Raw genomic sequence first — 21,692 nt, forward strand, 5'->3', positions numbered from 1 at the left:
CCGATGTGCCCTGCCTCGCAGCCGGCGACCCATACGGCCGAGAGTCCGACGGAGGCCCATGCGTCACAAGATCCTGGTCGTCGAGGACGATCACGCCCTGCGTGACGTGCTGCGCCGCGGCCTGTCCGACGAGGACTTCGTGCCCGTACTCGCCGCCGACGGCGCCACCGCTCTGCGGCTCGCCACCGACGGCATCGCCGCGGTCGTCCTTGACGTCGGGCTGCCCGACGCGGACGGCCGGGACGTCTGCCAGGCGATGCGCGCCAACGGGTTCGCCGCCCCGATCATCTTCCTGACGGCCCGCCATCACCTCACCGACCGGCTGTCCGGATTCTCCGCCGGGGGCGACGACTATCTGCCCAAGCCGTTCCACCTCGCCGAACTCTTCGCCCGGCTGCGGGCCGCGCTCAAACGCGCCGGGCCACCGGCTGTGGCCACATCCGGAGATCTGGTGCTGGACGCGATTCAGCACAGTGCGCGGGTCGGGGACGTCCACATCAACCTGTCCCCGACGGAGTTCCGTCTCCTGGCCACGCTCGTGACCGCGGGCGGCGGCATCGTGCGCCGTCGCGACCTGGTCAGGGCCGCCTGGCCGGACGGCGCACAGGTCAGCGACAACACGCTGGACCAGTACCTGAGCCGGCTGCGCCGCAAGCTGCGCGAGGCCGGCAGCGACCTGCGCCTCACCACGGCGCGCGGGATCGGACATCGGCTGTCATGAACCGTGTCCTGCGGCGCCTTGCTCCCCGCACCCTGCGCGGCCGGCTGTCCCTCGTGGCGCTGACCACCGCCGCGCTCCTGATGACAGTCCTGACCGTGGCGTTCAGCACCGTGACGGACCGGCACCTGCGGCACCAGGCGGACGACGAACTGCGCAACCGTGCGGCCGCGGTCGCCACGACCATCGACACCAGCGGTCCCCGGGTGCGGGTTCTGGAGACCGTCAACGACAGCCTCCTCGACGCGAACGTGTGGATCTACGTCGGGACACGGCTGGTGGAGAAGCCGCCGTCCACCACGCCCGAGAGCACACTGACCCGGGCCGCCGACCGGCTCGCCACGCTGGGGAAGCGGGTCTGCACGACCGTCGAGGCCGAAGGCCCCCGCTTCGTCCGCCTGTGTTCCCGGCCCGTGCCCGGTCACCGCAGCACCGCCACTGTCGTCACGGCGCTGGATCTCGCCCCATACCGAAACTCGGCGGACACCCTGTTGCTGGGTTTCCTGATCCTGGACGCCGTCATGCTCGCGTGCACCTACGCACTGACGCGCCTGGCCGTGGGGCGGGCCCTGCGCCCCGTGCGTACCATGACCGACCAGGCCACCCAGTGGAGCGCCGTCGGCTCCGACGAACGCTTCGGCGCCGAGCATCATCCGGCCGAACTCGCCCGCCTGGGCACCTCGTTGGACGCGCTCCTGGACCGGATCCGCACCGTGCTGCGCCACGAGCAGCAGCTGACCGGCGAGCTCTCCCACGAACTGCGCACCCCGCTCACCAGGATCATCATCGAGCTCGACTGGTGGCGGGCCCGCCCCCGTTCCGGCGCCGAAACCCGTGCGACCCACGAAGTGATCGCCGAGGCTGCCCAGTCCATGCGCACCATCTGCGACACGGTGCTGAACGATGCCCGCGAAGGCGCGCAGAACGCCTCCACGGCCCCCGGTGCCACGGCCGTCGTACCCGTCCTGCACCGGCTCGTCGGGAACCTCGACGCACGGAAGCAGGTGAAGACCGTCGTCGACGTGACGGATCCGGAGCTGGAGGCCGGCGTCGCGCCCGCTCTCCTCGAACGCATCGTCAGCCCGCTGCTGACCAACGCGGTCCGGTACGCCCGTTCCACGGTGACGGTGTCCGCGCGGCAACTGCCCGGCGGTGTGCGTATCGATGTCACCGACGACGGCCCCGGCGTGCCGGAGGCGTTCGTCGACGACCTCTTCCAGCCCGGCCGCCGTGCCGACTCCGGCGACGGGCACGACGGCGCGGGCCTCGGGCTGCCGCTCGCGCGGCGCCTGGCCCGTGCCGCCGGCGGCGAGGTGTCCCACGACCCCGGGCACACGCCCGGAGCACTCTTCCTGGTCAACCTGCCTGCCGGATGACAGGCTGTCCGACCCCGTGCGGGCCGGCACGTAATGCCGTCTCAGTCGGCCTGCTGGGTGACCGGCCCCCGCTCCTTCGTGTGCGGGGTGGTGGTCCTGCGCTCCCGGACCTGCGCGTAGACCATCAGCCCAAGGAGGACGGCGAGCAGGACGGCCGAGGAGCCTGCGGTGCCGAGGTTCAGGCCGCCCTTGGCGACCGGCTTGGTCAGGAAGTCACCTGCGGTGGCACCCAGCGGACGGGTGAGGACGAAGGCGATCCAGAACAGCAGCACGTTCGGCACCACGGGCACCTTCATCAGGACGGCCAGAACGGCGAGCGCCCCTGTCACGAGCAGCGCGCCGCCGGCGTAACCGAGGCCGGAGCTGTCGGAGAGGAAGTCGCCCATGGAGGTGCCCAGCGTGTTGGAAACCAGGATCGCCGACCAGAACAGGGCCTCGCCTCGGAAGGTGACGATGTCGCGGATCTGGAAGGTCATCCCTGTCACCTTCCAGACCGCGAAGATGACCAGCAGGATCGAGATGAGGATCGCGGCGCCGGTGGGGTAGCCGAGCCCAAGACCCTGCGGGCCCCATCCCAGTGAAGTGGCGCCGTTCGAGAGGTACTTGGTGCTGGCGTCGCGGTTCATGAAGTCGGACATCGTGGTGCCGGCCATGCTGGTCGACAGGATCACGGTCCAGTAGAAGAACGGGTTGTAGTGGTTGGACCTGAGCTGCACGACCAGGGTCACCCCGAAGATCAGGAAGAGCGCGACGGTGGTGAGGAAATAGCCGAGCTTGAGGGTCTGCGCGAAGAGATCGCCGGCCGTCTCGCCGAGGGTCGTCGCCGCGATCTTCATGATCCAGAACGCCAGCGTCACCTCCGGGAGCTTCTTCATCACCGACTTGGTCGTACTCGCTCTGTCGGGGTCGGTGAGCATGTCCCGTTGCTCCAAGGTGGGGCTCCCATTCGGTCGTACGGCAGAGCGCCCCGCTCGCGATGGCGACGAGAGCCCTGCGAGAAGGGGCAACCACGCGGCGGCGATCGCCGGAACCGACCTTGCCGCAGTGTCAGCCCGTACGCATCCTGAACGCCTGCCGCGTGCCCGCTCAGACCGGGCGCCGCGCGGTGCGCTGCGGCTCCGTCACATCCTTCCGGGTCACCGACAGGTACACGACCAGGCCGAGGACGACGGCGAGGAAGAGCGCGCTGGTGATGACGGTGCCGAGGCCGAGGCCGCCGTCGCCGGTCGGCTGGGAGAGGTAGTCGCCGATGGACGCACCCAGCGGGCGGGTGAGAATGTAGGCGATCCAGAAGCTCCACACCGCGTCGAGGCCGAGCTTGAAGTGCGCAAGGGCGACCGCGGCGATGGCCAGGGCGAACAGGACCGCGGCGAGCCAGTAGCCGAGATCCATGCGCTCGGAGACCAGGTCTCCCGCCGCGGTGCCGAGGGCGAAAGTGAACAGGACGGCGAGCCAGTAGAAGGACTCGCGGCTGGTGGTGTCGATGCTGTGGATGGACAGCGTCCGCTCGCGCCGGTACCAGACCACGAAGACGACCGCGAGGACGATCGCGAAGACGGTGGTGCTCGTCTCCAGCGGTACCCCCATGTTGTCGGTGAGGTTGTCGCTGATCAGCGTGCCGACGACGCTGATCAGGGCGACAGCGAGCCAGTACACGCCCGCTCGGTAGGCGCCGGTGCGGAACTGCGCCACCAGGACGACTGCCAACAGGGCGCTCATCAACAGCGACACCCCCGTCAGGCCGAGGCCGGCCCTCTCGTTGAGCAGGTCGGCGGCGGTCTCGCCGACCGTCGTGCACAGCACCTTGATGATCCAGAAGTACACGGTGACTTCGGGCACCTTGTTCCAGCCCGGCCGGCGGCCGGAGGACACCGCCCGGGTGCCGGCCGCCGAAGGCGCGGAGGACTCTGAGGTCTCGTATGTCATGAGGCCCGACCGTGCCACGGGATACCTGAACGCATCCTGACCGCCGTCCCGTTCTCCGGCGGTCAGCCGGGCGAACAAGGCGCCCGCTGCCTCGTCGCGCGATGCTTCGGAGCCGGCGGGCTGATCTCCGCCGCCCGCTCATCCGGCGCCGGGGCGGGCCAGTCCGAGGTCATAGGCGATGATCACGGCCTGGATGCGGTCACGTGCGCCGATCTTGGCCAGGACACGGCCGACGTGCGTCTTGACGGTGGACTCGGACAGGACGAAGCGGGCGGCGATCTCGCCGTTGGTCCAGCCCTTGCCGACGGCGACGAGGATCTCGCGCTCACGGTCGGTGAGGGCACCCAGCCTCGGGTCTTCGTCGGAGTCGCTCCGGCGAGCGGGCACGTGCTGGGCGTACTCGTCCAGGAGGCGGCGGGTGAGGGCCGGTGCGATCACGGCGTCGCCGCCGGCGACGGCGCGGATGCCGGCGAGGAGTTCCTCGGGCCGTGCGTCCTTGAGGAGGAAGCCGCTGGCTCCGGCCCGGAGGGCGGCGTGGACGTATTCGTCGACGTCGAAGGTGGTCAGCACGAGGACGCGGGAGCGGCCGCCGGCGGCGGTGATCCGGCGGGTGGCCTCGATGCCGTCCATACCGGGCATCCGTACGTCCATCAGGACGACGTCGGGGCGCAGTTCGGCGGTCTTGCGGACGGCCTCGGCGCCGTGCGCGGCCTCGCCGACCACGTCCGTCTCGGGGACGGAGTCGAGCAGCACCCGGAAGCCGTAGCGCTGGAGCGGCTGGTCGTCCACGACGAGTACCGTGGTCACCTGCGGCCTGCCTGGGATGCCATGTCGAGGATGGCCTCCACCGTCCATCCGCCGCCGGTCGCGGGTCCGGCGCTGACGTTCCCTCCGTAGAGCGCCGCTCGTTCTCGCATGCCCACCAGGCCGTGTCCTTCCTCGTTCCGTGGTCGGGAGCGTCCGGCCGGGCCGTCGTCCCGGACGCGGACGACCAGCCGAGTGTCCTCGGCGATGACCGACAGTTTCACCCGTGTGCCGGCTCCGGCGTGCTTCAGGGTGTTCGTGAGGGCTTCCTGGACGATGCGGTAGACGGTCAGCTGCATCCCGCGGTCCAGGGCGTCCACGTCGCCGACGGTCCGGTAGACGACGTCCAGGCCGGCGGTGCGCACACCGTCGCACAACGCCTCGATGTCCACGAGGCCGGGCTGCGGGCTGAGTTCGGGCGCCTGGCGAGGGCCGTCCGATGCCTCCCGCAGCACGCCGAGCACGCGCCTCAGCTCACCGAGCGCCGTCCGGCCGGTCTCGCCGATGAGCTGCAGGGCCTCCTTGCCGCGCTCGGGAGCCGTGCCCGTGGCGTACGCCCCTGCGTCGGCGAGGGTGATGATGACGGCCAGGTTGTGGCCGACGATGTCGTGCATCTCGCGGGCCACCCGGGCGCGCTCGGTCGCGGCCGCGAGTCTGCTGCGCTGGTCGCGTTCCGTCTCCAGACGCGCCGCTCGCTCCCGCAGTCCCGCGAGCTGGGCCCGGCGGGTCCTGATCATCAGGCCGAGCGCCAGGGCCGCGGTCGCCGTACTCAGCAGGAAGAACAGCACGTCCCAGACGGACACCGCCGCCGATACGCGCACCGCGACCAGCACCATCCCCGCCGCCATGATCGCGCAGGCCCACGGCAGCTGCCGTAGCCGCCCGTGCAGAGCCAGGCTGTACAGGGCGATGAACAGGGCGACGTCCGCGCGCAGCGCGGCACCCAGCGACCACTGGAGTACGAACACGGCCGCGATGGCGCCGAAGGCCGCCATGGGCCTGCGCCGCCGCCACAGCAGCGGCAGTACCAGACCTGCCTGCACCAGCAGCATGGCCGCCGGAGGAAGCCGGGTGAAAGCGAGTCGGAACCGGCGTGGACCGTCACCGTACCCGGCACCCCCGTGCAGCAGGTCCGGCAGGCAGAACATGAGGAAGACCAGCACCACCACCGCGGTGTCCAGCGCCCATGGACGGTCCCGGTCCGCCTGCCGCAGCCGCTGGCCGACCCGGGCGAGCCGGGCGACCAGCGGTCCCATGCCTCCTATGTCGCTGGCGGACGTGGGTGTCTTCAAGGTGGTCACCTGCCCATGGTGCAGCCGGTCAGACGTCGCTGCGCACCAGCCGGTACGCCGCCCCCGCCAGCGCGAACACCGTCCAGCCGAGGAAGACCAGCAGCCCCGCGGTGGGCGACAGGGTGGTGCTGTCGTGGCTCAGCGCGAACATCGACTCGCCCGCGTTGCTCGGCAGGTAGGGGCTGATGTTGTCCTGCCAGGAGCTGGGCAGCAGGGAGATCAGCCCCGGGATCAGCATCAGCGTGGCCACCAGCACCGAGATGCCGCCGGCCACCGACCGCAGCAGCGCCCCCAGGGCGGTGCCGATCACGCCGACCAGGCCGAGGTAGAGCCCCGCGCCCAGCAGGCTTCGTACGACTCCCGCGTGCGTCAGGCTCATCGCGGCGGGCGTGCCGGAGACGATACCGCTGCCGAACCCGAAGGCGACGAACGCGCCGAGGGTGCCGACCACCAGCGCGACCAGCCCGAACACGGCCGCCTTGGACCACAGCACGGGCAGCCGGCGCGGTACGGCGGCGAGCGTCGAGCGGATCATGCCGGTGGAGTACTCCCCCGCCGTGACCAGCACGCCGAGCACGCCCAGGGCCAGCTGGGCGAAGTTGGTGCCGAAGAGGGACAGGCTCACGGCCGTCGAAGCGGCGAAGTCCCGGTCCAGGTGGCCGGACCCGATCCCGGACTTGTAGCGGCTCGAGGCGATCAGCCCGAAGGCGACGAGGAAGAGCAGGCCGAGGCTCAGGGTGATCCATGTCGAACGCAGCGACCACAGCTTGGCCCACTCCGAGGCCAGCACGCGCCGTCCGGTCACCCGGTAGGCGGGGCGGGCGGGAGTGGCCGGGGACGCCTCGACGAGCGCGGTGAGGGTGCTCATGCCGCCCTCCTGTCGGCCGCGGGGGTGTCGATGCCGGCCGTGGAACCGTGGTACTCCACGGCATCCCTGGTCAGGTTCATGAATGCCTCCTCCAACGACACCGTCCGCGCGGTCAGTTCGAACAACGCGATCCCGTGCTCGGCCGCCTTCAGGCCGATCTCGCGGGCACTGAGCCCGGTCACCTGAAGCTCCTCGGAGCCCGCGCGGCCCGTGATGTCGACACCGGGACCGGCCAGCACCTCCCGCAGCCGCGCCGGGTCCTGCGTGGCCACCTTCACCGTGTCGCCGCCCGCCTCACGGACGAGGTCGCGCACGGTGGTGTCGGCCAGCAGCCGGCCGCGCCCCACGATGATGAGATGGTCCGCCACCAGGGCCATCTCGCTCATCAGGTGGGACGACACGAACACGGTCCGGCCCTCCTCGGCGAGTGCTTTCAGCAGGTTGCGGATCCAGAGCACGCCCTCCGGGTCCAGCCCGTTGACCGGCTCGTCCAGCATGACCGTCTGCGGATCGCCCAGCAGCGCCGCCGCTATCCCCAGCCGCTGGCCCATGCCGAGGGAGAAGGCGCCGGCTCGCTTCTTCGCCACACTGCCCAGTCCCGCGAGGTCGATGACCTCGTCGACCCGGCGACGGGGAATCCCGTGCGTCAGCGCGAGCGCCCTCAGGTGGTGGTAGGCCGAGCGGCCCGGGTGGATCGACTTCGCCTCCAGCAGGGCGCCGACCTCCTGGAGCGGCGCCCGGTGCCGGGCGTAGTGGTGGCCGTTGACCTTCACGGACCCGCTCGTCGGGGCGTCGAGCCCGACGATCATGCGCATGGTCGTGGACTTCCCCGCGCCGTTGGGCCCCAGGAAGCCGGTCACCGAGCCCGGCTTGACGGCGAAGTCCAGCCGGTCGACGGCTGTCTTCTCGCCGTACCTCTTGGTCAGCTGCTGTGCGTCGATCATTCGCGTTTCTTCCTGTCGGACACCGGCGTCCGTCGCCCCTGACGCCTCATCGACAACGCTAAGGACCGAAACACCCCGATTCGGTGGTACCGGGGACTGATCCGCGCCCGTCGGGTAGTACCGCGGTACTACGTGCCGCCGTCCCGCTCGCACGCTGTTCAGGTTGCATTCAGGCTCGGAGTGCCAGGGTGCGGATCATGACCGCAGAGCACGTCCTCGACGACCGGCCCCTCGTCCCCGTTCGCCGGATGGCGAACAAGGTGCCGGAAGTGACCGCCTACTTCTGGATCATCAAGGTGCTGACCACCGGCATGGGCGAGACGGCGTCGGACCTCCTGGCCCGTCTGCTCGGCCCGGTACCGGCGGTCGCGCTCGGCGGCCTCGCCCTGGTGGCCTCCCTGGCCGTCCAGTTCGCTCTTCGTCGGTACGTCGCCTGGGCCTACTGGACAGCCGTCGTCATGGTCAGCGTGTTCGGCACCATGGCGGCGGACGTCCTGCATGTCGGCCTCGGGGTGCCGTACGCCGTGTCGACCCCGGCCTTCCTCGCCGTACTGGCCGCTGTCTTCGTCCTCTGGTACGTGAGTGAGCGGACGCTGTCCATCCACAGCATCCGCACCCGCCGCCGTGAAGCGTTCTACTGGGCGGCCGTTCTCGCCACCTTCGCCCTCGGCACCGCCGCGGGCGACCTCACCGCCACCGTCGGCTTCGGCTACCTGGGGTCGGTCGTCCTCTTCGCGGCCGCCATCTGCGTGCCCGCTCTGACGCATCGCTTCGGCGCCCTGAACGCGGTGACCGCCTTCTGGACGGCGTACGTCATCACCCGGCCCCTCGGCGCCTCCCTCGCCGACTGGATGGCGCTCGGCCACACTCGCGGCGGCCTCGGCCTGGGACTGGCGCCGGTCACGCTCGCATGGACGGTCGCGATCGTCGGATTCGTCGGCTGCCTCGCCATGTCACAGCGCGACCCGCGCGCCCAGGCCGCCGGCTGAGCGGCGGGACGCCCTGCCGGCCCGGCGGGCGATGCCCGACCACCGCCGCCCGGCTCGTCACCACCGGCCGCCGCCGCGTCCTCCGACTCACACAGCATCGACCTGGCACGGTGCCACCGACCAGGTGCTGACCGCCCCGGAACACCCGTACCCGCGCGACCTGCTCACCGCGGTCCCCCGCGAGGGATGGCAGCCGACCCGGTCTCGGTGACGCAGGGGGCAGTCCGCGTGCGCGGGAGTCCGCAGGGACACACGCTGTCCGCCCTCGGAGGTGGGGCCGGGTGCCTTGTTCGTCACGGCCACCCCGAAGCTGTCATCGTCGGTCAGCTGTCGAGGTCGTCGGCGAAGTGCCGGAAGCCGTGCCGCTCCCGGTGCATGGTCCACAGGGCGTCCGCGAGCACGTCCGGATCCTTACGGTGGTGTCCGGGAATGATCGCTCCGGGGATGATCAGCTGCGCGACGTGGATGCCCTCGGCGGCGAGCCTGTCGTGCAGGAGGTGGCCGTACGCGCTCTCTGCGGCGAAGGCGATCGACGTGCCGGCCCGGTCGGGGTGCGGGACGACGGCGGTGCCCCCGTTGACGAAGAGGATCGTTCCGCGGCCGAGGGCGCGCATGCCGGGGAGCACCTGCTGTACGGCGGCGACCGGGCCGTAGACGGAGAACTCGACCGGGCCGTGCAGGTCCCTGTGCGTGGTCTCCAGGACCGGCCGCATGAAGTCCCGGTGCGGGACCGGGCTGTACTGCAGGACCTCGATGGGGCCGAGGGTCGCGTTCGCGGCGTCGAGGGCCGCGGCGAGGGCTTCGGGGTCCCTTACGTCGGCGGCGAAGCCGCGCGCCGTGACGCCCTGGCCGGACAGCCCGGCGACCAGGACGTCGAGGCCGGCCCGGTCACGGGCGACGAGGGCGATGTCGTGGCCCTCCCGGCCGAAGCGGCGGCCGACGGCGGCTCCGAGGCCGGGGCCCGCCCCGATGATGGCGATGGTGGTCATGGCACGGTTCCTGTCGATCGGGCGGTAAGGCGGTGATGCGGTCAGGGTCCATGGGCGTCGAGCACGAAGCGATCGCGCACGTCCTGGTCGAGGACGCGCTCGTACCCCTCATCGATCTTGTCGGCCGCGACGACCTGCCGCATGTCGTCGCGCACCGAGGCGTTGGTCCGGGTGTTCGTCTCCGGGTGGGTCGCGGCTGGGCGCAGCGCCGGGAGCCAGTGAACGGCGGCCCGCCGGTCAGCGGGCCGCTTCTCCCTGGGCCACCTCGACCTCGTGGTGGAAGTCGAGTACGCCGGTCGACGCGGCGGCGCCGGAGAGGACCGCGCAGGCGGCCAGGAGGACGGCGATGCGGCGCGTGGCGCGGGACGGACGGCCGGGCGGTGCGAGGAGGGCGGTGACCCGCTGGGGGACAGGGCCGGTCGTCACCGCGGGCGCGAAGTCCGGGCGGGGCGAATGGGCGGCGTGGCCCGCCAGGGCGGCGCGCGCGATGGCATGGGCGGTCAGGCGCCGGTCGCCGACGGCGGTCGCGGCGGCCTCGTCGGCGGCACGCTCCGCGGCCAGCCGGATCGCCTCGCGGACCGGGCGCAGCGCGGGGTGGCAGTGCGCCGCGAGTTCGGCTGCGGCCAGGAAGTAGTGGTGGCCGCCGGCGTTGTGGGCGCGCTCATGGGCGAAGAGGGCCTCGCGCTCTCTTGGTCCCAGGCTGCGCAGCATCCCGGTGGTGACGACGATGCGATGCGGGCGGCCGGGCAGGGCGTAGGCGTCCGGGTGGGGGGAGTCGACGACACAGAGATCGCCCGCGGCGGGGCGCCGGCCGGCCTGCCGACGGGCGAGGCGGAACGCCCTCAGCTGGCGGACCGCCGAGCGCCCGAGCGTCACCGCGCCGACGGTCAGCGCGCCGGTGGCGAGCGCGGCGGCGGGAGCGACGACGAGGTCGGAAGGGGCGCGCAGGGGGTGGACCAGTTCGCCGAGCGCGGCGAAGGCAGGCACCCGCAGCAGCCCGGTCAGCACCAGGGCACCGAGCGAGGCCGCACAGGCGCCCGCGAGCACCAGGGCGCAGACGGTGAGCGTCCAGAGCGCGACGACGGGGCGCGCGCCCTCCAGCGCGCGCCGGGCCAGGGGCGGCACCGCGAAGGGCAGCAGCAGCGGGGTGATCAGCAGGACGACGGTCATGGGGCGACGGCCTCCCCGTGCGGGGAGCGGCTGGTCGCGGTCGAGGTGCGAGGTGCTGCGGGAACGGGGACGAGGGCGGCACGGTCGTAGGGCGGCATCGGCATCGTGCGGCGGCCTCTCGCGGTGGCGGCCGGGCGGCCGTCGGGCTGCGGGGTCATGCCTCGTCCGCCTCCAGGAGCTGGCGCAGGACTCGTTCGTCGTCCGGGCCGAGCTGGGCGACGAAGCGGGCGAGGACCGTCTCGCGGTCGCTGTCGCGGTCGAGTTCGGTGTGCATGCGGCGGGCGGTGAGGCCCTGGGGGTCCTGGGCCGGGTGATAGGCGAAGCCGCGGCCATGTCGTTCCCGCTGCACGACACCCTTCTCGTGCAGCCTGGTCAGGATCGTGGTCACGGTCGTCCGGGCCAGGCCGGAGTCGAGTTCGAGCTGAACCTGCGCCGCGGTGAGCGGCAGGTCCGCGGCCCACAGCACGGCCATGACGGCGGCCTCCAGCTCACCCGCCGGCCGGCGTTCGTCCTTCGCGTCGGTCATGGGAACGATCCTCACCCCGCGTTCGTCTACAGTGTCGTAGACCGTCTACAGGATTGTAGTCGATCGAGCAGCTGTTCAGGCGGTTGTTCAAACAGTTGTTCAAAGCGGTTGTTCTGGCGTTGTTCAAGCTGTCACTGAGCTGTCACTCATCGGAAGGGCCTCGCGACGATGACCACCACCCTCCACCTATCGTCCCAGCTCGCCGTCAATGTGCTCGACGCCCGTTCGCTGCTGGCCGCGTTCGGGGTGCTCGGCGTCGGCGCGGTGCTGTTCGCCGAGACGGGACTGCTGATCGGCTTCTTCCTGCCCGGCGACTCGCTGCTGTTCACCGCGGGTCTGCTGTGCACCGGAAGCGCCGACCGCGGCGTGAAGCTGTCGCTGGGGCCACTGCTGGTGGTCGCCGCGCTGGGCGCCCTGGCCGGATCGCAGGTCGGATATCTGCTCGGCCGGAAGGCGGGCGGGGCGCTGCTGGCCCGCACCCGCTCCGCCCGGCTGCACGAGGGGGCGCACCGGGCGGAGGAGCTGCTGGAGCGGTACGGGTATGCGAAGGCGATCGTGCTGGCCAGATTCGTGCCGGTGGTGCGAACCGTGCTCAACCCCGTGGCGGGCGCACTGCACGTGCCCGTGCGGGTGTTCACCGTGTGGCAGGTGGTGGGTGGGCTCGTCTGGGCGCTGGGCCTGACGCTGGCCGGGTACGCGCTCGGGTCCTCCGTCCCGAACGTCGACCGCTATCTGCTGCCCCTGGTCGCGCTGATCGTCGTGGTGTCGTTGCTCCCGCTCGCCGCCGAGCTGTACCGCGCCAGGCGCGCCGCGAAGACGAGCGCGAAGAGGACGGAGGCCTGATGATCCCTGCCCTCCCCCGCCGGCACCGTCCGCACCGTCCGCCGGAGCGGGCGTCATGAGGCGTGATGACCTCAGCGAGCTGTCGGGCAGCGTGGGGCTCGGCGCCTGGACCGGGTTCGGCGTGCTGACGATGGTCGTGGTCGGCGGCGACGGTGCCTCGCTGTTTCTGGACGACCGGCTGCACTCCTGGTCCATGAGCCACCGCCCGGTGGTGGCCATGGCCGTCGCCCGCGTGCTGACCGCCACCGGGACCGGCGTCATCCCGTACCTGCTCGCCGCACTGGCCGGAGTTCTCGTCGGACGCACCGCACGGCACCGGCTGCTCGGCGCCGCGCTCGGCGTCGCCTGCCTGGCCTCGGGCCAGCTGCTGCGGTACGGCGCGATGGCCCTGGTGCACCGGCCCCGCCCGCCGCGGCAGGACTGGCAGACGCACGCCTCGGGCTGGTCGTTCCCCTCCGGCCACTCCACCACGGCGACACTGACGGCCGGACTGCTGATCGTCGCGCTGTCCGCGACCGCCCCTCGGTCCGGCACCCCGCTCCGTGTCGCCGTCGGCTGCTGGGGCGCACTGGTCGGCCTGACCCGCGTCTATCTCGGCGTGCACTGGTTCACCGACGTCCTCGCCGGCTGGCTCTTCGCCCTGGGCTGGCTCGGGGTGTGCCTGTGCGTGGCGGCGCGGTGGCTCCCGGGAAGGTTCATCAGGGGCACGGCCTTCTGCCCGGGCCCCGACATGATCTCGGGTTCTGCTTCCGATGCGGACTCCCGCGCTCGTACCGGCCCCGGGCCCCACGCCGGCTCGGTTCCCGGCCTGAATCCCGGCCCGCACGACCCTCGCACGGGCCCCGCTGCCGGCTCCCGCACGCATCCCGGCCCGGCCTCCGGCTCAGGCTCTCGCCCCACTCCCCTCCCCCACACGCCCCACCCACCCCGACCGTCACCCGAGCCCGACACCCCGCAGGAGGACCATGCACCCCCGGATCCTGGTCGTCGAGGACGATCACGCCCTGCGTGATGTGCTGTCGCTCGGGCCACGGGAGGAGTTCGCCCGGGGGATCGGCCACCGCCTGTCATGAGGAACCCGTTTCCGCGCCCGGCGCCCCGCGTCCCGCGCGGCCGGCTCTCGCTGGTCGCGGTCACCATCGCCGCACCGCTGATGACGATCCTGAGCGTGGTGTTCAACACGGTCGTGCGGCACCGGCACCGGCACCGCCTCCAGGTCCAGGCGGACGACGAGTCGCGCGCCCGCGCGAGCGCGGTCGCCACCACCGTGGACACCGGGGGCCGTACCGCCCGCACCGCCCGGTTCACGCACTGGCTGCGTCGGCGGCTGGGCCGGGCCGTCGCCCTGTCCTACCTCGCCGCACTGGTCCTGCCGGGGCCCGGCCTGTGGCTGCGCCAACCGCACACGTTACCCCTCGGGCACGAGCGCGAACTGCCCCTGCACACCACGTCGTTGCTGCTCTCGCTGGTGCTGTTCTCGGCCGGACTCCAGGTGCCGGCACAGGCGCTGGGCCGCCTGCTGCGCCGCCCGAGGGCGCTGCTGGCCGGGGTGGCCCTGAGGTTTGCGGCCCCGCTGCTGATCATTCCACCGGTCGTGTTCCTGCTGCGCCGCTCCCCCGACACCGACGGCGGCAGCGGACTGGTCACGGCGATGATCCTGATCGTCGCGATGCCGGTGGCGGCCGGGGCCACGGTGTGGACCGGCAAGGGGCGGGGCGACCAGCCGACCATGGTCGGGCTGGTGCTCGCCTCCTCGCTCGTCAGCCCCGTCACGATCCCGGTGACGGTCGGGGCGCTGGCCCCGCTGCTCGGCGGCGGCCACACGGCCACCCTCGCCTCGGCCGGACACGGCCTCGACGGCTGGTTCGCCCTGACGACGGTGGTGCTGCCGTGCGCGGCCGGTGTGCTGAGCCGGCTCGTCCTGTCGGGGCCGTGGCCCGACCGGGTGTCGACGGCCGTCGGGCCGGCAGCACTGGTGGGGTCGCTGCTGCTGACGTACGTCAACGCCAGTGGCGCGCTGGGGTCGTTCCTGGCCCGGCCGCGCCCGCTGCTGCTCGCGGCGGCCGTCGCGGTGGCCGCGCTGGTGTGCGCGCTGTCCTTCGCGCTGGGACGTGTCACGGCCCGCGTGCTGCGACTGGACGCCCCGGCGGCCTCCTCGCTCACCCTCGCCTGCGGCATGAACAACAGCAGCGCGAGCGCGGTCCTGCTCACCACCGCGCTGCCCGACAAGCCGTACCTGCTGCTGCCGGTCCTCGCCTATGGGCTGCTGCAGAAGGCGGCCGCGAACCGGGTCGTCCGCGCCCCCACATGAACGTGTCGACCCAGAAGGACTTCAGGCCTGCACATACCGGCTCAATGGGAGCTCACGGCTCCGCTTGACGGAAGCCTCATGCCCCGCACGGTACGAGCCTTGTGTACCGGCGTCCCCCGGGTCGGCGACGGCTCGGCCGCGCACATCGTCACCGCCCCCGGTGCACGTGCGGGGCCACGTAGGCCGACACGCCGCCCATGTGCTCGGCCGGCCAGGTGCGGGCGTAGGCCGGCGGACGCCCGCCGGGCGGGGTGAGGGCGGCGGTCGGGGTGGTGCGGGCGGTGCGGTCGATCGCCGACGCGGTGGGGTTCGCGTTGTGACCGCTGGTCTGCGCGGAGGCGCATCCGGCGTAGAAGGCGATCGGGGTCGCCTCGTACCCGGTGAGCAGGCAGGGCGGCCGTACGCCGAGACGGTGCAGTCCGGCGGCGGTGCGGGACCAGTCGCGGTGGGCGGCGGTGGTGCGGTGCACGGTGTGGTCCAGGACCACGTACTGGACGGCCAGGTGCCCAGTGAGCCCCAGCGCCAGCAGGGTCACGGCCACCGGGCGCCGAGCCCGGCCCGGCGCGGTGACCAGGTGGGCGAGCGCGTCGGCGACGGGGATCGAGAGCAGTGCGTAGGCGGGGAGGAGGAAGCGGGGGGCAGCGTAGCCGATGAGGAACAGGTAGGGGACGGCGGCCGTCGTGGCGCAGGCGAGGGGCACCAGGGTGGGTGCCGGGCGCCGGGCACGGATCGCGATCACCGCGGCGAGCACGGCGAGGAGCGGCAGGACGAACCACCACGCCGTCACCGCCGGGCTGGGCATCGATCCGGCGCAGGGGCGGCACAGTGTGCGCCCGCCCAGGCTGCGCAGCTGGTCGCCGAGGGCGAGGTGCCAGCCGAGGCCGCCCTGGATGCGGGAGGCGTCGGACAGACGCTGGGCGAGGCCGCCGTAGCCGAGGTAGGCCTCGACCACCCACTCCCCCACTCCGGCGACCAGTCCGGCGAGCAGGGCGGCGAGGAGCGCCGGGCGCCGCCACCGTCGTAGGCACAGACACAGGGCGAGCAGCGGCAGGACCACGTAGACCGCGTCCATGGGGCGCATCCATGCCATCAGGGCAGCGCCTGTGAACACGCCCCACACGGCCGCCCGGTCGTGCGGGGCGGGCCCGGCGCGCAGGAAGCAGCCGGCGCAGGCCAGGGCGCCGATGGCGACCCAGTAGTTGGGCATGGCCTGCGGGCCGTAGAAGAGTGTCACCCACAGCGAGGCGAACAGGGCGCCGCCGAGGGCGAGTACGCGGGCCGGGAACAGTCCGCGCCAGACGCGCAGGGCCAGGAACAGGGCGAGACCGGCGAGCACGGCCAGGTAGACGCGCAGCAGCGGGGTGGACGCCGACCAGGAGGCGATCGGCGCGACCAGGAGGGGGACTCCGCGGGCGCGGGGTGCGCTGAAGAAGGCGGCTGGGGCGTGGCCGCTGACCTGGCTGACGTACACCGTCTCGTCCCAGCCGAGGCCCATGCCCGGTCGCACGAGGGCGAGTTGGGCGAGGACGAAGGCGGCCGCGACCGCGGCGAGCCACGTGTCGCCGCGCGCCCGCCACGGCATGGCGGCGGCCCGGGACGAACCGGGGCGCCGGGCTCCGGCCAGGGTGGCGTTCGTGCTGTCGGCCATCGTTCACCCATTGCCCTTACATGGCGTAGGGCCCAGCTTCACCCGGTGAAGCGAAGGCGCGAAAGTGGTTACCCCCACCCCATGCACGCTGGCCGACACGGCCGGCTCCGGCCCGCCCGGCAGGCCCGAACGGCGCAGCGCGTGCCGACTGGAGAGTGAAGTCCTGGCCGCACCGTGGGCGACCGAGGAGCCCCTGATCCCGGCCGGGACCAGACGGAACCGGGCGGCGGGGTCGCCCACGACCACGTCCCGAAACGCCGTACGGTCCGCCCGAAGGGACGCGTCACTGCGCGAGCTGCTGGTACAGCCCCTCCACGTCCCCGGACAGCGCCGACTTGACCCGTCGGGAGACGTCGTCGGCCAGCACCTCGTACGCCCCCCTCTCGATGCCGTCGAGGGCGGCCATGGCGATGTCATGGGGGCTGGACTTGGGCGCGTCGATGCCGTCCGTCATGTCGGTGTCGACGTACCCCATGTGCAGCCCGGTGACGCCGATGCCGCGCGGTGCCAGCTCCAGGCGCAGGGAGTTGGTCTGTGACCACATCGCCGCCTTGGTGGCGCTGTAGGTGCTGCCGTCGGCGAACCAGGAGAGCACGGAGTGGACGTTGAGGACGTGACCGCCGCCGTTGCGTTCGATGACCGGCACGAAGGCGCGGGTGAGCAGCAGCGGTCCGAAGAAGTTGATCTCGAACTCGCGGCGCACGTCGTCGAGGCGGGCGTCGAGATAGCGGGTGCCGGCCAAGGCGCCCGCGTTGTTGATCAGGACGGTGACGTCCTGGGCCTGGGCGGCGGCCGCCGCCACGGAGGCGGGGTCCGTCACCTCCAGCGCCAGCGGGACGGCGTCGGGGTGGGTCACGGTGCGCGGGTCGCGGGCGGTGGCGTAGACCTTGGCGGCGCCGCGGGCGTACAGCTCCTCCACCAGGGCACGGCCGACACCCCGGCTGCCGCCGGTGACGAGGACGGTGGCGTTCTTGATCGTGGTCATGTCCGACTCCAGGAAAGGCCCGGGGAAGTCCGGGGCAGATGAGGAAACCGATCGGTTTCATCGCATGGTAAACCGATCGGTTTCCGAAGTCCATCTCACTGACGCGGACATGCCCCCACCTATGGTCTGATCGATTTCACGAACAACGTTCGAAATTACGGACGGGCGCATTACGGACAAGGAACGGCCTCGTATGCCTCGAACCCACCGCAGACCCGTGCTTCTCTACGCCCAGCAGTGACGCACACGCGGAACACGGAAGGGACTATGCACCGCGTATATACTCGCTGTGTATAGTCCTGGCATGCCTTCTCGGACCAAGAAGATGAAGAAAACGGGGGCCGGGTTGCGTGCCGTCACCATGTCGGTGGCGGCCGCTTCCCTGGCACTGGCTCTGACCGGGTGCACCCGGCTCGAGACCACGGCTCCGAGCGCCGCCCGAGCCCAGCCCACCGCCCAGGCCCGTTTCGGGACCGTCGACTGCAGCGAGGCGAAGTGCATCGCACTCACCTTCGACGCCGGGCCGAGCGAGAACTCCGCCCGCCTGCTGGACATCCTGAAGGAGAAGCAGGTCCCGGCGACCTTCTTCCTGTTGGGCAAGAACCACATCGAGAAGTACCCCGAGCTCGTCAAGCGCATGGCGGACGAGGGCCACGAGGTGGCCAGCCACACCTGGGACCACAAGATCCTCACCCGGATCGAGCCGGAGGAGATACGCGAGGAACTCGAGCGGCCCAACAAGGAGATAGAGCGCCTCACCGGACACCGGCCGACGCTCATGCGCCCGCCCCAGGGCCGTACGAACGACACCGTGCACGAGATCTGTCGCGAGCTCGGCATGTCGGAGGTCCTGTGGAGCGTGACCGCCAAGGACTACACGACGAACGACTCCGCCCTGATCCGCAAGCGTGTCCTCGCCCAGTCGTCCCGGGACGGGATCATCCTGCTGCACGACATCTACCCGGGGACCGTGCCCGCGGTACCCGGGATCATCGACGGGCTGAAAAAGCGGGGGTACGTGTTCGTGACGGTGCCGCAACTGCTGGCGCCGGGGACGGCGGAACCCGGCAAGGTGTACCGGCCGTGAGCCGTCGGCCTCGTGGCGGGACACGCGGTGTTTCCCAGTACGTCTCCTTGCCGACACCCCACTCGGCGAATGGGGTGACCGGGGGGCGAACGCGTAGGTGAACCGGACCACTTGCTTACGATCGTCCCGTGGTCAACTTCCAACTCGAACGCACGGTACCGCTCCCCCTCGACGAGGCATGGCGACGGCTCACGGAGTGGCCCCGGCATGGCGACGTGGTCCCCCTGACCCGAGTCACCGTGGACACACCCCCGCCCACCCACGAGGGCACGCTGATCGTGGCGCGTTCGGGGATCGGCCCGCTCTCCTTCGACGACCGGATGGAGGTCACCGTCTGGCAGCCACCGTACGAGGACGAACCGGGCCTGTGCCGCCTGCAGAAGCGGGGGCGGGTCGTCCTGGGCTGGGCCGAGATCGAGGTGCGGCCGGGGCCCGGAGGACGGGCCCGGGTGATCTGGCGGGAGGAGCTGCGGGTGCGCCTGCTGCCGTCCCCCTTCGACCCGTTCCTGCGCGCGGCGGCGCGCTCGGTCTTCGGACGGGCGGTGAACCGCCTGCTCCGCCGGCCGTGACACCGGTCGCCCGGCACCTGGGACGACCTGGAGCCGGGCGGGGTGCGCTGCTTCGCGGTGCCCGCCCGAACCCTCTGGTCGGACGCCCCGCCGCATGTCAGGGTGGGGACGTGGTGCGGAACGCAGCCGCGGGGAACATGACGGCTGGGACCATGGGGGCGGGGGACATGACGGCGGAGGACATGACTGCGGGGGACATGACTGCGGCGAATGTGACGGTCGAGGAAGTGGAGGCACTGGCCGCGGACGCCCTGCGCTGGCTGCTCGGCGCCGCGCGGGACACCGGGGGCGGCGGGCTCGCCTGGCCCGTCAGGCCCTCGGACGCCGACCCCGACCCGATGCTCTACAACGGGACGGCCGGGGTGGTCCCGGCGCTCCTGGAGGCCTGGCGGCACTTCGGCGACGACGCGTATGCCGACACCGCGCGGCGTGCGGCGCGCAGTCTCGCCGACGCCGTCGACGACCACCCGGACGACTCGCTGTACTTCGGCCTCACCGGCATGGCGCTGGTGTTGCGGACCGTCCAGCGTGAGCTGGGCGACAGCGCGGCCGGCGCCGCGGCGGACCGGGCCCTGGGGCGCGTGCGGACCCGGTTCGACGGGACCCGTTGGGGCGACCTGTTCGAGCTGATGGGCGGCAACGCGGGCATCGGCCTCGGCGCGCTGGCGGCCGGCGACCCCGACCTCGCCGTACTCGCCCTGGAGCCCTACGCACGCACGGCCGAGGCGACTCCGTCAGGCGTCACCTGGGAGTTCCGCCGCGGTGTGACGGAGCGGCTGCACCACATCTCGCACGGCACCCTCGGCATCGTGTACGCGCTGGCCTCCGTCGGTACGGACACCGGCCGCCCGGACCTAGTGGAGCCGGCGCGGGCCGGTGTCGCGGACGTGGTGGCCCGCGACGAGGCCGGACCGGCGGGCTTCCTCGTCCCCCACTCCGACCCGCAGTACCTCCCCGACCTGATCGAGCGGCACAGTTACGGCTGGTGCCATGGCCCGGCCGGCGACGCCCAGGTCTTCCGGCTGCTCAGGGACACCCTCGCCGAGCCCGCCTGGTCGGATCTGGCCGACCGCTGCTGGCACACCGTGACCCACTCCGGTCTGCCGCGCCGGCTGCGCCCCGGCTTCTGGGACAACAACGGCCGCTGCTGCGGCACTTCGGGCGTTCTGGCCCTGGCCTGCGACCGGATGGCCGAGCAGGGGGACGCCCCGCACTTCGCCCGTCTCCTGGTCGCGGATCTCGCCGCGCGGGCGACCCGGGACGCCGACGGCGCACGCTGGTCCAACGTCGAGCACCGGGCCACGCCGAGCGACCTCGAACCGCAGACCGGGTGGGCGATGGGCAACGCGGGCATCGCGCGCGAACTGCTGCGCTTCGTGAGAGTGAGCCAGGGCGGCGACCCGGACTACGCCTTCACCTGGCCGGACCAGCCGGTGGTGCGCCGGGGCCTGGTTCAGGCGACCGACCCGATCCGGCCCGCCGGCACCGACGTCACGTCGTGATGGATCGGCGTGTGCGCGCCGGTCAGGGAGACCCCGCTGCCGCCACGGCGGTCGGCGACGATCTCCGCCAGGATCGACAGGGCGGTCTCCTCGGGCGTACGGGCGCCCAGGTCGAGCCCGATGGGTGACCTGAGCCGCGCCAGCTCCAGTTCCGTCACCCCGACCTCCCGCAACCGCTGGTTGCGGTCCAGGTGGGTTCGGCGGGAGCCCATCGCGCCGACGTACGCCACCGGCAGTCGCAGCGCGAGCCGGAGCAGGGGTACGTCGAACTTGGCGTCGTGGGTCAGGACGCACAGGACGCTGCGGGCGTCGACGTCCGTGCGCTCCAGGTACGTGTGGGGCCACTCGACGACGATCTCGTCGGCCTCGGGGAAGCGGGTTCGGGTCGCGAACACGGGGCGGGCATCACACACCGTCACGTGGTAGTCGAGGAACTTGCCGATCCTGACCAGCGCCGACGCGAAGTCGATCGCACCGAAGACGATCATCCGGGGCGGCGGGACCGACGACTCGACCAGGACCGTGAGCGGTGCTCCGCAGCGTGAGCCCTGCTCTCCGATCTCCAGGGTGCCCGTGCGGCCGGCGTCCAGGAAGGCAGTCGCCTCGGCCACGACCGTGCGGTCCAGTTCCGGGTGCGCGCCGAAGCCGCCCTCGTAGGAGCCGTCGGAGCGGACGAGCAGGGCGCGCCCCGCCAGTTCCGCCGGGCCCCGTACGATCCGCGCCACCGCCGCCGCCTCCCGGGTCGCGGCGGCGGACAGCGCGGACGCGACCACCGGTCGGACGGGGTCGCCGACCCGTACCGGTGTGACGAGGATGTCGATGATGCCGCCGCAGGTCAGACCGACGGCGAAGGCGTCCTCGTCGCTGTAGCCGAAGCGCTCCAGGACCACTTCCCCGTCCTGCAGCGCCTGTCGGCACAGGTCGTACACCGCGCCTTCCACACACCCGCCGGAGACCGAGCCGATCGCCGTGCCGTCGGCGTCCACCGCGAGGGCGGCGCCGGGCAGGCGGGGCGCGCTGCCGCCGACGGCCACCACGGTGGCCACGGCGAAGTCGCGGCCCTGCTCGACCCACCGGTTCAGCTCTTCGGCGATGTCCAGCATGTCTCGGTCTCCTTAACAGCGGTCGGATGAAAGGCGCTTGCC

21 protein-coding genes and 1 pseudogene are annotated in these 21,692 nt (G+C 72.1%); 9 read left to right on the forward strand and 13 right to left on the reverse strand.

What is annotated here, in order from left to right:
- The first annotated feature begins 58 nt into the window (after positions 1-58).
- Both ACFY16_RS13610 and ACFY16_RS13615 read left to right on the forward strand, forming a co-directional pair.
- A complete protein-coding gene (locus ACFY16_RS13610) occupies positions 59-721 on the forward strand; it encodes a response regulator transcription factor (protein WP_390647278.1) in 663 nt (220 codons plus the stop codon).
- Positions 718-2,094, forward strand: coding sequence for a sensor histidine kinase (locus tag ACFY16_RS13615; protein WP_390647279.1), 1,377 nt, complete (start codon positions 718-720; stop codon positions 2,092-2,094). The genes ACFY16_RS13610 and ACFY16_RS13615 overlap by 4 nt, the downstream gene beginning before the upstream one ends.
- Positions 2,095-2,135: 41 nt before the next feature.
- Here ACFY16_RS13615 and ACFY16_RS13620 read toward each other — a convergent pair whose 3' ends face one another.
- The 6 genes from ACFY16_RS13620 to ACFY16_RS13645 form a co-directional block, all read right to left on the reverse strand.
- Complete coding sequence (locus tag ACFY16_RS13620; protein ID WP_390647280.1) at positions 2,136-3,026, reverse strand: hypothetical protein; 891 nt, start codon at positions 3,024-3,026, stop codon at positions 2,136-2,138.
- A gap of 154 nt (positions 3,027-3,180) precedes the next feature.
- A complete protein-coding gene (locus tag ACFY16_RS13625; RefSeq protein ID WP_390647281.1) occupies positions 3,181-4,020 on the reverse strand; it encodes a hypothetical protein in 840 nt (279 codons plus the stop codon).
- A gap of 138 nt (positions 4,021-4,158) precedes the next feature.
- Entirely contained in the window at positions 4,159-4,827 is a 669-nt protein-coding gene (locus ACFY16_RS13630; protein WP_390647282.1) for a response regulator, read from the reverse strand.
- Entirely contained in the window at positions 4,824-6,080 is a 1,257-nt protein-coding gene (locus tag ACFY16_RS13635) for a sensor histidine kinase (RefSeq protein WP_390647724.1), read from the reverse strand. Before ACFY16_RS13635 ends, ACFY16_RS13630 begins: the two co-directional genes overlap by 4 nt.
- A gap of 64 nt (positions 6,081-6,144) precedes the next feature.
- A complete protein-coding gene (locus tag ACFY16_RS13640) occupies positions 6,145-6,984 on the reverse strand; it encodes an ABC transporter permease (RefSeq protein WP_390647283.1) in 840 nt (279 codons plus the stop codon).
- Positions 6,981-7,928 (reverse strand): ATP-binding cassette domain-containing protein, encoded by a 948-nt coding sequence (locus ACFY16_RS13645; protein ID WP_390647284.1) that lies wholly within the window; start codon positions 7,926-7,928, stop codon positions 6,981-6,983. The genes ACFY16_RS13640 and ACFY16_RS13645 overlap by 4 nt, the downstream gene beginning before the upstream one ends.
- A 197-nt stretch (positions 7,929-8,125) precedes the next feature.
- Here ACFY16_RS13645 and ACFY16_RS13650 point away from each other — a divergent pair, with 197 nt between their 5' ends.
- Positions 8,126-8,917, forward strand: coding sequence for a hypothetical protein (locus ACFY16_RS13650; RefSeq protein ID WP_390647285.1), 792 nt, complete (start codon positions 8,126-8,128; stop codon positions 8,915-8,917).
- Between the two features lie 323 nt (positions 8,918-9,240).
- On the opposite strand, the gene ACFY16_RS13655 is transcribed toward ACFY16_RS13650, so the two are convergent.
- The 4 genes from ACFY16_RS13655 to ACFY16_RS13670 form a co-directional block, all read right to left on the reverse strand.
- On the reverse strand, positions 9,241-9,906 hold the full coding sequence (locus ACFY16_RS13655) for an SDR family NAD(P)-dependent oxidoreductase (protein ID WP_390647286.1): 666 nt from the start codon (positions 9,904-9,906) through the stop codon (positions 9,241-9,243).
- 237 nt (positions 9,907-10,143) lie between these two features.
- Positions 10,144-11,076 (reverse strand): M48 family metalloprotease, encoded by a 933-nt coding sequence (locus ACFY16_RS13660; RefSeq protein WP_390647287.1) that lies wholly within the window; start codon positions 11,074-11,076, stop codon positions 10,144-10,146.
- Positions 11,073-11,234, reverse strand: a complete 162-nt coding sequence (locus ACFY16_RS13665) for a hypothetical protein (RefSeq protein WP_390647288.1) — start codon at positions 11,232-11,234, stop codon at positions 11,073-11,075. Before ACFY16_RS13665 ends, ACFY16_RS13660 begins: the two co-directional genes overlap by 4 nt.
- On the reverse strand, positions 11,231-11,602 hold the full coding sequence (locus ACFY16_RS13670) for a BlaI/MecI/CopY family transcriptional regulator (RefSeq protein WP_390647289.1): 372 nt from the start codon (positions 11,600-11,602) through the stop codon (positions 11,231-11,233). Before ACFY16_RS13670 ends, ACFY16_RS13665 begins: the two co-directional genes overlap by 4 nt.
- A gap of 168 nt (positions 11,603-11,770) precedes the next feature.
- On the opposite strand from ACFY16_RS13670, the gene ACFY16_RS13675 reads away from it, so the two are divergent.
- The 3 genes and pseudogenes from ACFY16_RS13675 (at position 11,771) to ACFY16_RS13685 (ending at position 14,756) form a co-directional block, all read left to right on the forward strand.
- Positions 11,771-12,445 carry a DedA family protein gene (locus tag ACFY16_RS13675; RefSeq protein ID WP_390647290.1) on the forward strand — a complete coding sequence of 225 codons (675 nt, stop codon included), beginning with the start codon at positions 11,771-11,773 and terminating at the stop codon, positions 12,443-12,445.
- Between the two features lie 55 nt (positions 12,446-12,500).
- A pseudogene (locus tag ACFY16_RS13680) lies at positions 12,501-13,145 on the forward strand (phosphatase PAP2 family protein); the annotation flags it as partial.
- A gap of 369 nt (positions 13,146-13,514) precedes the next feature.
- On the forward strand, positions 13,515-14,756 hold the full coding sequence (locus tag ACFY16_RS13685) for a sodium-dependent transporter (RefSeq protein ID WP_390647291.1): 1,242 nt from the start codon (positions 13,515-13,517) through the stop codon (positions 14,754-14,756).
- 148 nt (positions 14,757-14,904) lie between these two features.
- On the opposite strand, the gene ACFY16_RS13690 is transcribed toward ACFY16_RS13685, so the two are convergent.
- Together ACFY16_RS13690 and ACFY16_RS13695 are read right to left on the reverse strand one after the other, a co-directional pair.
- Entirely contained in the window at positions 14,905-16,404 is a 1,500-nt protein-coding gene (locus ACFY16_RS13690) for a hypothetical protein (protein WP_390647292.1), read from the reverse strand.
- A gap of 283 nt (positions 16,405-16,687) precedes the next feature.
- Positions 16,688-17,389: an SDR family oxidoreductase gene (locus ACFY16_RS13695; RefSeq protein ID WP_390647293.1), complete on the reverse strand. Its 702-nt coding sequence runs from the start codon at positions 17,387-17,389 to the stop codon at positions 16,688-16,690.
- 304 nt (positions 17,390-17,693) lie between these two features.
- Here ACFY16_RS13695 and ACFY16_RS13700 point away from each other — a divergent pair, with 304 nt between their 5' ends.
- From ACFY16_RS13700 to ACFY16_RS13710, 3 genes are all read left to right on the forward strand, one after another.
- Positions 17,694-18,476, forward strand: coding sequence for a polysaccharide deacetylase family protein (locus ACFY16_RS13700; RefSeq protein WP_390647294.1), 783 nt, complete (start codon positions 17,694-17,696; stop codon positions 18,474-18,476).
- 128 nt (positions 18,477-18,604) lie between these two features.
- On the forward strand, positions 18,605-19,045 hold the full coding sequence (locus tag ACFY16_RS13705) for an SRPBCC family protein (RefSeq protein ID WP_390647295.1): 441 nt from the start codon (positions 18,605-18,607) through the stop codon (positions 19,043-19,045).
- A 182-nt stretch (positions 19,046-19,227) separates the two neighbouring features.
- A complete protein-coding gene (locus tag ACFY16_RS13710) occupies positions 19,228-20,547 on the forward strand; it encodes a lanthionine synthetase LanC family protein (RefSeq protein ID WP_390647725.1) in 1,320 nt (439 codons plus the stop codon).
- Here the strand turns inward: ACFY16_RS13710 and ACFY16_RS13715 are convergent.
- Positions 20,499-21,650 (reverse strand): XdhC family protein, encoded by a 1,152-nt coding sequence (locus tag ACFY16_RS13715; RefSeq protein WP_390647296.1) that lies wholly within the window; start codon positions 21,648-21,650, stop codon positions 20,499-20,501. The genes ACFY16_RS13710 and ACFY16_RS13715 overlap by 49 nt on opposite strands.
- Positions 21,651-21,692 lie beyond the last annotated feature (42 nt).

This window comes from Streptomyces sp. NPDC001315 (genome assembly GCF_042896175.1).
In the GTDB taxonomy this organism is placed as follows: Bacteria; Actinomycetota; Actinomycetes; order Streptomycetales; family Streptomycetaceae; genus Streptomyces.